We start from the raw sequence: 12,407 nt of genomic DNA, 5'->3' as shown, positions 1-12,407 counted from the left end.
CTTATTTGTGAGATACAGTTACAGCTTACCCGAGCCTGCTTGAGCAGTAACGGTAGCTTTGACAGTTGTAGAAGCGGCAATCGCATCATACAACGTAGGCGTCCAGCCTACATCTGTGCTAAGACCTGCACTGGTAGCGGCATTAATAGCTACTCCATTTAATAAAGTGCCATTATCATACAACGCTGTTCCTTTGAGTGGACTTGCTACTTGGTCTGCGGTTAGACCTGTCACATCGCTTACATTATTTTGAGCGTAGATTTTGGAAGATTTACCAACACCCCAGATATAAAGGGTAGCATAAGCACCTGTAGTACTGCCTTGATAATAATTGTTATACACATGGATTTGACCATAGCGTACACGAGGAGTACGTTGAACAGTATTTTTGTAATAATTATGATGCAAAGTAGCGCGTAGTTTACCTTCATCGCTGGTTGTACTATCGCTAGAGCCGATAATTGTAGTTTTGTCATGATCATGGAAATAGTTATAAGAAAGAGTGAGCAGATCAGCTCCATTGCTCATATCAACAGCGCCATCATGATGCTGGTATTCACGACCATAATATTCTCCATTGCCACTATCAGGATGAGCGCCATCGTCAAATGTACAATGATCTATCCATAAATGAGTAGCCCCTTTGATCGTGATACTATCATATTCCGAATTCCAATTTCCGGTACTGCCATCGGTAGGGTCCCATGAAGGGAAATAATCATAGGCATCTTGAAATTCAATATTACGAATAATGATATTGTCTGTACCGCTTTTAACTTGAAAATTAACACCGTTGATAATAGCATTGGTGCCTTTACCTACGATTGTAGTATTGGAAGGAATCGTTATACTAATTCGACTGGCTTGATTTTTTTGCGAAGCTTTACGAGCGTCTTCCTGTGCGCCGGAAGGGACTTTAGACATTCCCCATGTTGCCGGATCATACGCTTTGAGATAAGCATTAAAATCATAACCAGCATCTTTATAATCATTAGCGCTAAGTGATTTGTTATTATCGTCTACATTCACATTAATTGTACCGCTTACATAAATGATTTTGGGAGTGGTATTGGTGGCACTTCCAAGCGCATCGACCAATTGTTTGCGATTAGTTACAGTGAATATATTGGCAGTAGTTGCTTTGGCACCACCTGTGGTTCCACCAGAGTAAGCCGCCCATCCATTTTTGGCTCCTAATGTTTCTTTGCCGATATCTGTAGCCGCTTGTACAGAAGGATTCCAGACCGCTATTGATGAGAACATTAATAATGTAGCTAATCCTATACTCCATTTTTTATGCATAGATTATGCTCCTCCTCAAATATATACCATCACATCAATATCATAAGTAAGACAATACTAAGCGCAACAAGTGAGTAAGTAAATGCAGTCATAAAAAAGCCCGGGTACTTTTTCTAACTACCTATACAGCGTAATCATTTTTACATAAAGTGACAATATAAGAATAAATACGTAAATATAAATGTAAATGATTACATATAGAAAACATAAAAAAGACCTTTGTTATCGACTAGATATAACAAAGATCCTTTTAAATCATAGGAATTAGATGTTATGATTGTAGAAGTGTATAATACATAGTTATACAAATTGCATAAAAATAAATTTAAATTTGAACTAAATGTTTCCATATGTATAAAATTACGGAATTAGTTCTGTCCAATCTAGCATAACGAGTGGAAGCGGCCCTAATGATTCTGCGGCGCATACCGCTAATTTGTACTGTGAATCAATAAAGATATGACGGAAAAAGCTCGGTGTATCGATAGGCTTAGTGGAAGTCACTTGATAATTTTGGAGATCGTCTTGCAAAATAGAAAATGAATCTAACGGCAAAGAAAGTCCTTTACCTACAAATTTGATGTAGCTTTCTTTTAATGTCCATAATTCATAAAAAGTCTGTAGTTGTTGATATTTGGGTGCATTCAATAGCAATTGATATTCATCTTGAGTATAAAATCGTTCTGCTATTCCAAAGTCGATCGGGCGTACTTGCTCAATATCAATACCTACGGGAACATCCCCATCAGCACATACAATCCAGTTCCCTGCATGAGATACATTAAAGTGGATATGAGGATGATTGCGTAAGTAAGGCTTGCCATACTTATTTTTATCCAATTGAATCTGATCATTTTGCAAATGATAATGGGTACGCAATCTATATAAAATAAGCAATTCTCCTATTAGTCCACGCTGAGCATCTTGCTGTCGTACAAATTTCAAAGAAGCTTCTTTTCTTGCAGGCGATACTTGACTACGTAATATATCCATATCTTCTAACGATAATAAATCAGGCAGATGTATCCCTGTCACTGTAATCAATCTCTCGTCTCCCCACTTTCGAATTTGGATCTATTGTTATATAACAAATGGTTCTATTGTCTAAATTATACAATATCATTTTCAAGGAGGAAATATTGTGCCAGAAATCAAACATTTAGCTCATCAGACCGAGGACGGTTATTTTGTTCAATTGATTCCCGATGTTCAATTTGCTCGTTTTGCCAATGGACAATCTTTAAAAATGAATATTTTACGTCCGGTTTCTCATTTACCGTTGCCATTGATCGTCTGGGTAGTGGGTGGAGCATGGGTAGATATCGATCCGTACAAACATATTCCTGCTCTATCCAAATTAGCTCGTCAAGGATATGTGATCGCTTGTGTAGAATATCGAACCGTCAACAAAGCGCCTTTTCCTGCTCAATTAGAAGATATCAAAACAGCGATTCGTTTTTTACGTGCTCATGCGCTTGATTATCATATTGATCCTGAGCATATCGGTATCTGGGGACACTCCGCAGGAGCTCATTTATCTGCATTAGCAGGAGTAACAGGAGAACAATCCGAATGGGATCAACAAGGACAATGGCAAGGTTATTCGAGTAGCGTCAAAGCTGTAGTCGATTTTGCAGGTCCGATCGATATTCAAGCAGATTTTCAAAGTGAATATGAATTGCCTGTGATTTCGTTACTGATGGGTGGCCCATTACGACATAAAATAGACACTGCGGATCAATCCAATCCGATTCACCATCTTGCTTCTCATATTCCTGCTCAAGTACCGCCGTTTCTGATTATGCATGGAGATCAGGATCAAGTTGTCCCTCTACGTCAAAGTCAGTTTTTATATGATGCGTTAGCAGCAATGTCTGCGGAAGTGGATTTATATATTTTGGAAGGTGTCGGTCATTCTTCGACGACTTTTATGACTCGAAATGATGTGCTTGAAATTGTTAGTGAATTTTTTGCGCTACATTTGAAAGGTTCATGACCAATATAGGTTAATAGTAAAGTAGACCATTTATCAAAAGTCCAAACAGTTCATTAATGCTTTACATTAAGGGCATAAGAAAGATTGAGAGGGATAGACCATTGGACAATCATGAACATGAAATTCTTCAAAACCTGATATCTGAAAGTGGTGCGTACCGATCTCTTTTTGAATACCACCCTGATGCGATATACGTTATGGACAAAAAGGGAAACTATATTTATACCAATCCATGTGTAGAGAAGATTTCAGGTTATACCATAGATATGTTAGACGAAGTTGATAATGTTAGAATTTTTGGAGCGGGGCGTACTGATATACGCTCTCCTTATGTTGCAGAAGTATTGAAAGGCAAATCTATTCAATTTCAGACTCAAATTTACCATCGACAAGGGCATTTGATCGATTTAGATGTTACATATACACCGATTGTGATTCAGGAAGAAATTGTAGGGATTTATGGAATTGCCAAAGATATTACTTCACGCAACAATATCGAACAAAAGTTCAAAGAAGCTGAACGGATGTATCGCTTAATTTCTGAAAATGCAGATGATTTGATTACTTGTTCAGATGCAGAAGGTAGAATTACATATATTTCGCCTTCTGTAGAAAAGATTCTCGGATACTCTCCTTCGGAATTAATACAAACGTTATCTACGGATTTGATTTATACCGAAGATATTTTGCAATTAGAACCTCCATTTCAATCTCGGAAAGCTGTTGAAATTCGTTGTATATGCAAAGACAGAAGTTTTAAATGGATAGAACTTACAGTCAAAGCGATTACAGATGAGGATGGCGAAACGGTTCAATATATGGGTATAGGACGCGATATTACAGCGCGTAAACAATCGGAAGAAAAACTTCGCAAAAGTGAAGAACGGTTATCTTTAGCACAAAGTATTGCAGGCTTCGGATACTGGGATTGGAATCTGGATACACAGGAATTAATCTGTTCGGAGCAATTTCTGGCTATTCTAGGATTAGAATCTCCTTCTGCTAAATTGTTATACCGTCATTTTTTGGCGATGGTGCATTACGATGATCGGGACAAAGTTCGTTCTGCTTTTCGGCAATCGGTTGCTCAAGAACATATTAGCATTGAATGTAGGTTAGTTGATTCTAACAATCAGATCAAAACGGTCAATATTCAGGGTACTCTTGTTAGCGATGATCAAGATGGTACACGCCAAATTGTAGGTACGATTCAAGATATAACAGAAAGTCGTCTGATGGAAGACCTGATTCGTGAAAGTGAACGTCAATATCGCATGCTGTCTAATAATACATTAGATCTGATTTCTTCACATACCGCAGACGAACATTTGAATTTTTTATATACCTCTGCTTCGGTGAAAAAGTTACTTGGATACACAGGAGAAGAATTGATCGGCAAAAGCGCTTATCTTTTTTACCATCCTGAAGATTTTCAAAATGTGATTGATTATATCAAAGGGATCACAATTGCAACAGAGCACAATGAACAGCAGACAGTACATTATCGTTTTCAGCACAAAGCAGGTCATTATATCTGGTTAGAAAGCACAGCCACCTATACTCCTAGTCAGGTCGAAGGAATTCAAGGCACAGTGATCGCTGTATCTAGAGATGTCACCGATCGGAAATTAGCAGAACAGCGTCTACAAGAAAGCGAACAGCGTTACAAATCACTTGTCGAATATAATCCTTCGGGTGTGTATACATTTGATCTGCAAGGTCGTTTATTTAATCTTAATCCTGTAGCTGAAATTCAAAGTGGTTATGATCGTACAGAACTGAAAAATATCTATTTTGCCGAGTTGATTCATTCTGATCTGCGTGAACAAGCTTTAGATCATTTCAACAAAGCCAAAATGGGAATGCCACAAAATTATGAGACTACTCTTGTACATCATAAAGGTCATCAAATCGAAGTGAATATTACCAATGTCCCTATTATCGTTAGCGGAGAAATTACAGGTGTATTCGGAATAGCAACAGATATTACCGAAAGTAAAAAGTATGTAGAACAGATTAAAAAGATCAGTGACGAATACAATTTAATTCTGAGTTCGGTATCCGAAGGTATTTATGGAGTAGACACCGAAGGTAACGGTATCTTTTTGAATGCAGCAGCGGCTTCGATGTTAGGTGTGTCCAAAGAAGAATTTATAGGATCGCCTGTACGCGATATATTGATGCACACAAGAGCTGATGGAGAGCCATATGCGCTTGCCCACCATCCTGTAGAGTTAACGATGCAAGACAGCATCTCAAGGCGTGTGACAGAAGATGTGTTTTTTCGCCGGGACGGTTCTAGCTTTTTTGCTTCTTATCAGACCAATGCGTTACGGGATCGAGATCGGATTATCGGTGTAGTTGTTGTTTTTAGCGATCGAACGAACGAGAAAGCGATTATCGAAGCCAAAGAATCGGCAGAGCGTGTTGCCTATGCGAAGTCCCAATTTATTTCGATGATGAGCCATGAAATTCGTACACCAATGAACGGTATTGTCGGTATGGCCGAGTTGATGCTTGATCTCGATCTCAATGAAGAACAAGCTAGTTATATTCATATTATTCGTCAAAGTGGTAACGAATTGATGCAGATTATTAATGATATTATGGATGTGCATCGACTGGAAAATGGAAATGTAGAATTGGAACAAAATCTATTTGATCTTCATGAGTTGATCAACGAGGTCTATCAGTGGTTTTTACCGACAGCTCAAAGTAAACATCTTGTATTTGAAAAAAATATAGAGCAGGAAGTTCCTCAATTAGCTAGAGGAGACATGCCTCGAATTAAGCAAGTACTGGTCAATATTATCGGCAATGCAATTAAGTTTACAGAAAAAGGAAATATCCGTATTAGTGCTGGAATTTCTTATATGTCGCAAGAGGATGGAATGATGTTGCATTTCCGTATTACCGATACAGGTATTGGAATACCAGCAGATAAATTAAATGAATTATTTCATTCATTCTCACAGGTACACCCTGTTATGAATCGGCGTTATGGAGGAACAGGCTTAGGATTATTTATTTGCAAAAATCTGATCGAGCTGATGAATGGAACGATTGGAGTCGAAAGTCAAGAACATCAAGGATCTACATTCTATTTTAGTATTCCGCTACAACTAAAATAATGATAAAAAAACCTGTTAAGAGGCATACCATCAACGATGCTTCTTAACAGGTTTTTTGCTGATTTATTATAGATGGTTACAGTCTAAAGATACGTTAATCCATTTTTCTAGCATACATAATAGCGATAGTCTGAGGGCCACAATGACTGGAAATAACGCATCCTGCTTCGGTAATCATAACTTGCCGAGCATCGGTTTGTTCTCGCAACACAGCTTGCATATGTCTTGCTTCGGCTTCTGCAAAAGAATGCACTACAAAAATAACATCTTGATCGATATTATGTCGATGAGCCAGTGTATTGCGAAGAAGTTGTTCGACTGCTTTTTCACGCTTGCCTCGTATTTTATAAGCAGGCACAAGTGTACCCTGTGTAGTGACTTGAATTACCGGACGAATTTTGAGCAAGCTACCAATCAGGTTTTGCATACCTGAACAACGTCCGCCTTTGTATAAATATTCTAAAGAGTCGATAGCGAACTCGGTCTCAACCTGCGAACGCATCGATTCCAATAAATGTACAATGTCTGTAACCGATTGCTGTTGAGTGATAGCTTGGACAGCTTTCATCACCAACAAGCCGATTGAACTAGACAAATTCAATGAATCGACGATAGTGACTGCACCTGCGGGAAATGTATTTGCTGCAAGATGTGCATTGGCATACGTAGAAGATAGAGCAGAGGACAGACTAATATAAATAATCGTGTCACCCTTTTCGATAACAGGCTCAAAAGCTTGAATAAAATCAGCAGGGGAGGGCGCAGACGTTTTGGGCGTTTGTCCGGTTTGTTTTACTTTCTCATATAATTGTGCTGGCGTAATATCTATACCATCTCTGTATACTTCATCATTAAAATTCACATATAAAGGTACGACACCGATCTGATTTTCTTGTAACCATGTTTTCGGCAAATCGCAAGTACTATCTACAAAAATACGAATAGATGTCATAATAATCTCCTGTCTTTCTTTCTAATCCAATTATTCTATATACCTGTAAGCATACATTGTAATAGTATATCATGATTCACTGTATACAAAAAAGCAGGTAGTGACTGCTATTCCTAAGAATAGAAGTGACCACCTGCTGTAGATAGAATGTATCGCTTATCCTGCTAATCCATAGCTATTAATAATTACCTTCAGAGAAGATACCCAAAAGCAACGAAAATAACAGAAACGCTGCGGGAAGAGCATTTAACACGACTCCAAGAATTGCAAAAATCTTGCGACGTTGCTTGATGCAACAACCAACAATACCTAAAACAAGACCGGTAAAGTTAGCAAAGATCATAAATCCCCATATTAAAATAAGTACAACAAGTCCACCTAACATTCCAGACATCCATGCTGTAATATGTTCTTCATCCAACATCTCAAAAGAAGTTCCTGTACTGCTAACCGCAGAAGCAACCATAATCACAGCAATAACCACCAAAATGATATTGATTATGATCGTAGACAGTCCAATCACAAAAGAAGCAACTCCTAATTTGGAATGAGGCCATTTTTGCCCGGGTGGCAACGCATATGGATCATTGTAGGGAGGCTGGTTATAATCAGTATAGTTCGGAGGAGCTGTTGATGAAGAATAATCCTCTCTATAAGGTTCTGATGCTAATGGATCTCTAAATTCATTGTCTTGAGCTGGATCGTTATCCGTATCCTTTTTTAAGTTAGGAAACGATGAATTGCGCTTTGGATCATAAGGGTCCATAAATGTAATCTCCTTTACAGTATATGTATGTACCGTTACTTTTTCATAATTTCCTCACAAATGCAAGTATCTGATTAAGGTATAATTAAAATAAATAGATTAGCAGGAGGCATATTCATGCAACGCACATATTTAATCATCGGCTCTATTCTAGGCATGATCGGAGTAGGGATAGGCGCTTTTGGCGCTCATTTATTAGAACCTATTATTGGAGCGCAGTTGATGCAGACTTTCAAAACAGGGGTAGAATATCACTTTGTACATACATTAGCGATTATTATAGTTGCTATTTTAGCAGGAGTGATAGGAGAGTCCAGTCTGTTACGCTGGGCAGGTCGATTGTTCACGATCGGTGTTATTATTTTTTCAGGGAGTCTATATGTATTGAGTATCACTGGAATCAAAGTATTAGGCGCGATTACACCTATAGGCGGGGTATGCTTTATTGCCGGTTGGTTAATGCTCGCTCTAGTCGGTGCAAAATACGGCAAACGTGCGTAAAAGCAGCCGATATTCCCTATTGCTTCTACAATAAAGTCACCAAAAAAAGCGTTCTTCTCTATACAAAGAGAAAAACGCTTTTTTTGATCATAATCATTAGCACACCGATAAATGACATGTGTACGAAAATGATTTAAGTATGTTGAAAATCATCAATTTCATTTAATTTGAACGTATACACTTGTTTTTCATCAACATGATATACACTAATCGTTTGATTTTCATTATCAAAATTTAAGATACGACATGGTATAGAAAAACGGTCACCACGATTGTTAATCGTTAAACGTACCAATGTATTATCTTTGATGTAAAGGGCTAACCAGCTATTCATATCATTTTCAATTTTTTCATGTAAGATAGCTGCTGATTTCGCTTCCTGTTTTTGTTTTTCTAACTTTTTGACCAGTGAAGCTGTTTGAGCAGTAATCGCTTTTTTGCTTTCAGAAATACTTGAGATATCTAAAGGCGTCTGTTGCTTGGTTGTATCTTTCAACGAGTTTTCGATCTTTTGTCCAAGTTTGATGCCAGAAACGACTCTAAAATCCGCCAATTCTTCGTGATTATTAAGAATTTCAAGCAGTTTTTGAAGAGCAACAGCATTGTTTCGACCAGAGATCATCAGGTCAACGTTAAATAAAAATTCGGCTTCGTCGTTAGTTGGCTTTTTATCCATGATTCTCCCATCTCACTTATCCTATCAGAATGTTAAAATTTTTTACAATTCATTATAACCTATCATTTTTAAAATGAAGCATATCCTTTGTAAATACTTCTCAACCCGTTACAATTGTATCAACAAGCAAAAACATATGAACCATAAATGTAAGCCTTATCTATTACTTTTATCGGATAGAATGTCGAAATATGTTACAAAAATATATTGCATTTTAGGGGCAAAAAGACCGGTATCCTATCGGACCCGGTCGGCTCAACAAAATCATACGTGATGCAAAGCAGACATCACATTATACGAAGATAATATGAATATGGATTACACTTCAAATATATTTCTTAGACCTTCTTCATATGAAGGATAAACAATACCTTTTTCAGTGATAATTGCAGTTACGTATTCGTTAGGTGTTACATCAAATGCCGGGTTAAACACTTTAATATCTTGTGGAGCAGTACGTTTGCCGAATCCTTCAGTCACTTCTTCAGCAGAACGTTCTTCAATCGGAATTTCAGCGCCATTAGCAGTCGATAAATCTATCGTAGATAACGGACAAGCAACATAGAACGGAATATTGTGCGCTTTCGCCAAAACAGCCACACTATACGTACCAATCTTATTGGCTACATCACCATTCGCAGCGACACGATCTGCCCCTACGATAACGGCTTGAATCCAGCCTTTAGACATCACCATTCCTGCCATATTGTCACAGAGAAGCGTAACATCAATACCCGCTTGTTGCAATTCAAATGCTGTTAAACGAGCACCTTGAAGCACAGGACGAGTCTCATCTGCATACACTTTTAAGTTGATTCCTTTTTCATGAGCCAGATACATAGGAGCAAGTGCTGTACCATATTTGGCTGTTGCGAGTCCACCTGCATTACAGTGAGTCAATACACCCATACCATCGCTAAATAAAGGCAGTGCATGTTCACCGATCATCCGGCATACTTCTTCATCCTCAACATGAATAGCTATCGCTTCAGCCAAAAGACCTGCGTTACGATCAGCAGTAGTTCCAGTTTGTTCTGCTAATTGGTGAGCTTTCTTGTTCATACGATCTAATGCCCAGAACAAGTTAACTGCTGTTGGACGAGATTCCGCCAGATAAGCAGCCGTTTTGAGCACATGTTTGAGCCAGTGGTCTGCATCTTCGCCTTTGTACTCCCACGCGCCTAGAACAACGCCATAAGCCGCAGAAATACCGATAGCAGGTGCTCCGCGTACTTTCATTGAGCGAATCGATTCAAACACTTGCTCGGATGTGAACAATTCAAGCATCACAATTTCATCCGGCAATAACCGTTGATCAAGCATTAGTAATTTATCGTTATCCCAGCGCAATGATAATAGAGGTTCAAATGGCGCTTTTACTGGATTCTCATCCGAAGTTGAAAATGATGGATTCATATAAAGAAACACTCCTTGTCCTATATATCGTAAAACATACATCAACGAGCAGCAGAGAATACCTATCTCTACTATAGATATGAATAGCTTACGCTTTATTCATAACCAACATTTAAATAGTAAACGTTAAAATATAGGATATCGGAAAAGAAAGGATTTGCACAGTCTTTTTTCAATATCTATTTGTTTCGTAAATGAAATACAAGGGTAATTTGTAAACAGACGAGGCTGAGGATAGAAAGTCTCCATACTTAAACCTAAATGAAGAAAGAGGGATAACTAATCATGACGAACACAACTAATAAAGGTCAAACTAAAAAAGTTGAAGAACTTCTAAATCTACAGGTTGCTAACCTGAATGTATTATATGTAAAAATTCATAATTTCCACTGGTATGTAAAAGGTGAAAACTTCTATACATTGCATATCAAATTCGAAGAATTGTACAACGAAGTAACGTTGAAAATGGATGAAATCGCTGAGCGTCTATTGACTCTTAAAGGTTCACCGGCTGCAACGTTGAAAGAATATTTGGAACTAGCTACTATTCAAGAAGCGAACGGAACAGAAGATGCGCGTACAATGGTACAAACATTGATCGAAGATTTCGCTACAGTGAATGAGCAATTCCAAGAAACAATTGAATTGGCAGAGGAAGCTGATGATCAACCAACAGCAGATATGTTGATTGCATTCAAAGCAGATCTTGAAAAACACATGTGGATGCTTCGTTCATTCTTGGGTAACTAATCCCATCTCAGATGTACTGCATAAGTGTCACCCTGCTACATTGAAGTCCTTCACATCTGCGATATAATAGGTGATAACAAACCGTTACAGAAAGTGAGGGCGACGATGGATGGCGGAATCAGTATTGGCTTTAAAAGAATGGGCTTCGGTTATTCAGGCGTTGGAACAAGGAACACAGATACTTTTGATGCGCAAAGGTGGCATTGTTGAAGAAACACGTCACTTTGAATTGAAAGATCATTCCTTTTACTTATATCCAACTTATGAGCACCAACGTCGTGAATTGCTCAAATCTCAATATAATCATTTGGTAGACGAATCACTTAACGGCTGGTCTCCTGATACGAGATCAGTCGGTATTCGTCTGTATGCGGAAGTGACCGATGATTTGGAAATATTCGAGCAAGACCAGTTAGATGCTTTACTGGACCAGCATATCTGGACAGATACGTTTGCCGAAGAACGTTTGCATTGGAAAAGAAAAAGTCCGCTTCATTTACTGATTGTGCGGGTATATATACTTGAACGACCGATAGAGATCCCTGTGCAGGACCAGTACCTGGGCTGCAAATCATGGATTTCTATACCAAGTGGTCTGGTGACGAGCGAATTGACGCCGGTGCTGGACGCTGCGGAGTTTGAGCGAATGAGAACTGTCATTTTGCAAGCTTTGCAACAGGCGGGACATTCTACAAGGCTTGACTGAGTGATCGGTCAGGTCTTTTTTGCATGGTGTAAGATTACGTGTTTCATTGCGACTACTTCAAATTTATTATAAAATAACTTGAGAATCGTTGAGAATCAGTTTAGAATGGTTCTAAGGGAGATTTATTCTTAGACTTTATCTAAATGTATTTTTTATGTTTCGTACATCAGAGAATTTGTGTCACTGTACTCTCTGTTGACAGATATAGATC

Annotated in this window: 11 protein-coding genes; 5 read left to right on the top strand and 6 right to left on the bottom strand. The window is 38.3% G+C overall.

Annotation, left to right across the window (positions count from 1 at the left end; translation table 11 throughout):
* Positions 1-18: 18 nt before the first annotated feature.
* Both ACFSGI_RS14795 and ACFSGI_RS14790 read right to left on the bottom strand, forming a co-directional pair.
* Positions 19-1,263: a pectate lyase family protein gene (locus ACFSGI_RS14795; RefSeq protein WP_379283973.1), complete on the bottom strand. Its 1,245-nt coding sequence runs from the start codon at positions 1,261-1,263 to the stop codon at positions 19-21.
* 399 nt (positions 1,264-1,662) lie between these two features.
* Positions 1,663-2,337, bottom strand: coding sequence for a 4'-phosphopantetheinyl transferase family protein (locus ACFSGI_RS14790; protein WP_379283971.1), 675 nt, complete (start codon positions 2,335-2,337; stop codon positions 1,663-1,665).
* Positions 2,338-2,443: 106 nt separating this feature from the next.
* On the opposite strand from ACFSGI_RS14790, the gene ACFSGI_RS14785 reads away from it, so the two are divergent.
* Positions 2,444-3,298, top strand: a complete 855-nt coding sequence (locus tag ACFSGI_RS14785; protein WP_204824860.1) for an alpha/beta hydrolase fold domain-containing protein — start codon at positions 2,444-2,446, stop codon at positions 3,296-3,298.
* Positions 3,299-3,354: 56 nt separating this feature from the next.
* Positions 3,355-6,429: a PAS domain S-box protein gene (locus ACFSGI_RS14780; protein WP_379283537.1), complete on the top strand. Its 3,075-nt coding sequence runs from the start codon at positions 3,355-3,357 to the stop codon at positions 6,427-6,429.
* Between the two features lie 94 nt (positions 6,430-6,523).
* Here ACFSGI_RS14780 and ACFSGI_RS14775 read toward each other — a convergent pair whose 3' ends face one another.
* On the bottom strand, positions 6,524-7,381 hold the full coding sequence (locus tag ACFSGI_RS14775) for a DegV family protein (RefSeq protein WP_204824858.1): 858 nt from the start codon (positions 7,379-7,381) through the stop codon (positions 6,524-6,526).
* Between the two features lie 178 nt (positions 7,382-7,559).
* Positions 7,560-8,147, bottom strand: coding sequence for a hypothetical protein (locus ACFSGI_RS14770; RefSeq protein ID WP_204824857.1), 588 nt, complete (start codon positions 8,145-8,147; stop codon positions 7,560-7,562).
* Positions 8,148-8,264: 117 nt separating this feature from the next.
* Between ACFSGI_RS14770 and ACFSGI_RS14765 the strand changes: the two genes are divergently transcribed.
* Positions 8,265-8,648 carry a DUF423 domain-containing protein gene (locus ACFSGI_RS14765; protein ID WP_204824856.1) on the top strand — a complete coding sequence of 128 codons (384 nt, stop codon included), beginning with the start codon at positions 8,265-8,267 and terminating at the stop codon, positions 8,646-8,648.
* A gap of 133 nt (positions 8,649-8,781) precedes the next feature.
* On the opposite strand, the gene ACFSGI_RS14760 is transcribed toward ACFSGI_RS14765, so the two are convergent.
* Both ACFSGI_RS14760 and mtnA read right to left on the bottom strand, forming a co-directional pair.
* Entirely contained in the window at positions 8,782-9,324 is a 543-nt protein-coding gene (locus tag ACFSGI_RS14760) for a hypothetical protein (RefSeq protein ID WP_204824855.1), read from the bottom strand.
* Positions 9,325-9,642: 318 nt separating this feature from the next.
* A complete protein-coding gene (mtnA, locus tag ACFSGI_RS14755) occupies positions 9,643-10,740 on the bottom strand; it encodes an S-methyl-5-thioribose-1-phosphate isomerase (protein WP_204824854.1) in 1,098 nt (365 codons plus the stop codon).
* 285 nt (positions 10,741-11,025) lie between these two features.
* Here mtnA and ACFSGI_RS14750 point away from each other — a divergent pair, with 285 nt between their 5' ends.
* Positions 11,026-11,490, top strand: coding sequence for a Dps family protein (locus tag ACFSGI_RS14750; RefSeq protein WP_204824853.1), 465 nt, complete (start codon positions 11,026-11,028; stop codon positions 11,488-11,490).
* Positions 11,491-11,599: 109 nt separating this feature from the next.
* The gene (locus ACFSGI_RS14745) at positions 11,600-12,196 is read left to right on the top strand and encodes a DUF1802 family protein (RefSeq protein WP_204824852.1); all 597 of its coding nucleotides are present in this window, start codon (positions 11,600-11,602) and stop codon (positions 12,194-12,196) included.
* Positions 12,197-12,407: the final 211 nt, after the last annotated feature.

Source organism: Paenibacillus nicotianae, assembly GCF_042681745.1.
Classification (GTDB): domain Bacteria; phylum Bacillota; class Bacilli; order Paenibacillales; family Paenibacillaceae; genus Saccharibacillus; species Saccharibacillus nicotianae.
The sequence above is the reverse complement of the archived record's forward strand: the minus strand, read 5'-3'. Positions and strand labels throughout refer to the sequence as shown.

Excerpts from the sequence above, each read along its gene's own strand:
- ACFSGI_RS14795 (WP_379283973.1), bottom strand. The coding sequence starts at position 1,263 with ATGTTCTCATCAATAGCGGTCTGGAATCCTTCTGTACAAGCGGCTACA.
- ACFSGI_RS14780 (WP_379283537.1), top strand. The coding sequence starts at position 3,355 with ATGCTTTACATTAAGGGCATAAGAAAGATTGAGAGGGATAGACCATTG.
- ACFSGI_RS14775 (WP_204824858.1), bottom strand. The coding sequence starts at position 7,381 with ATGACATCTATTCGTATTTTTGTAGATAGTACTTGCGATTTGCCGAAA.
- ACFSGI_RS14770 (WP_204824857.1), bottom strand. The coding sequence starts at position 8,147 with ATGGACCCTTATGATCCAAAGCGCAATTCATCGTTTCCTAACTTAAAA.
- ACFSGI_RS14765 (WP_204824856.1), top strand. The coding sequence starts at position 8,265 with ATGCAACGCACATATTTAATCATCGGCTCTATTCTAGGCATGATCGGA.
- ACFSGI_RS14760 (WP_204824855.1), bottom strand. The coding sequence starts at position 9,324 with ATGGATAAAAAGCCAACTAACGACGAAGCCGAATTTTTATTTAACGTT.
- mtnA (WP_204824854.1), bottom strand. The coding sequence starts at position 10,740 with ATGAATCCATCATTTTCAACTTCGGATGAGAATCCAGTAAAAGCGCCA.
- ACFSGI_RS14750 (WP_204824853.1), top strand. The coding sequence starts at position 11,026 with ATGACGAACACAACTAATAAAGGTCAAACTAAAAAAGTTGAAGAACTT.
- ACFSGI_RS14745 (WP_204824852.1), top strand. The coding sequence starts at position 11,600 with ATGGCGGAATCAGTATTGGCTTTAAAAGAATGGGCTTCGGTTATTCAG.